At 76.3% G+C, this 837-nt stretch carries 1 protein-coding gene; it reads right to left on the bottom strand.

The window, feature by feature from the left end:
• Complete coding sequence (locus ATM99_RS17505) at positions 1-750, bottom strand: phosphotransferase (protein ID WP_062104084.1); 750 nt, start codon at positions 748-750, stop codon at positions 1-3.
• Positions 751-837: the final 87 nt, after the last annotated feature.

Genomic DNA, 837 nt, shown 5'->3' with positions numbered 1-837 from the left:
CTAGGCGGTGGTGAGCTCCACGAGCGTGCGGACGAGCTCCGCGGCCTCGGGGACCAGCTCGCGCTCGCCCGGCACGAGCACCGGGTCGATCGCGCGCAGAGCGGACGCGTCGTCGAGCGCCGCCACGGGTGACACGTCGGACGCGTGCAGGAACCCCGCGAGCAGCGCTCGCGCCGCCTGCGAGTAGTCGCCACCCGCGTCGACGGCGACCTCGGCGAGCATCACCGCGGTCACCGCGACGTCGAGCTCGGGCGTCCCGCTGCGAGCGGCTGCCCAGTCCACGAGCGACGGCCCGTCCTCGGCGAGGATCACGTTGCCGGGGTGCAGCCCCAGGTGCACGACGACGGGCCCCCCGGAGAGCAGGGGCCAGTCGCGGTCCGACGGTGCGACCCACGACTCCGGCGCGGGGATCGTGTGCAGCCGTGCGTGCAGGTCGGCCAGCACCTGCGCGGCGTCGCCGATCGACACCTCGCCCGCGCCCAGCGCCTGCAGAAGCGTCGGCCCGTGCACGCGTTCCATCACGATGTCCGACCCCGCGGCGTCGAGCACCGCGGGCGCCGGGAAGCCGTGCGCGGTCACGTGCCGCAGCAGCTCGACCTCGGGCGTCGCGTCGCGTCCCTCGCGGTAGCGGCGCAGGACGCGCGTCTCGTCGAGCGCGAAGACGTCCGCCGACGTGCCCGACGTGAGGAGCGGGCCGGGGGCGTCCGCGGGCACCTCCGACCCCGGGGGAACCACGTCGGCGGGAGGCATGACGTCGACGGTAGCGCCGTGCGGCGGGCCCTGTCGCGGCGACGGCTCAGGTCGGTCCGTCCCGGCGCGACCGGCGTGGGGTGCACG

Source organism: Cellulomonas sp. B6 (assembly GCF_001462455.1).
Lineage (GTDB): Bacteria > Actinomycetota > Actinomycetes > Actinomycetales > Cellulomonadaceae > Cellulomonas.
The sequence above is the reverse complement of the archived record's forward strand: the minus strand, read 5'-3'. Positions and strand labels throughout refer to the sequence as shown.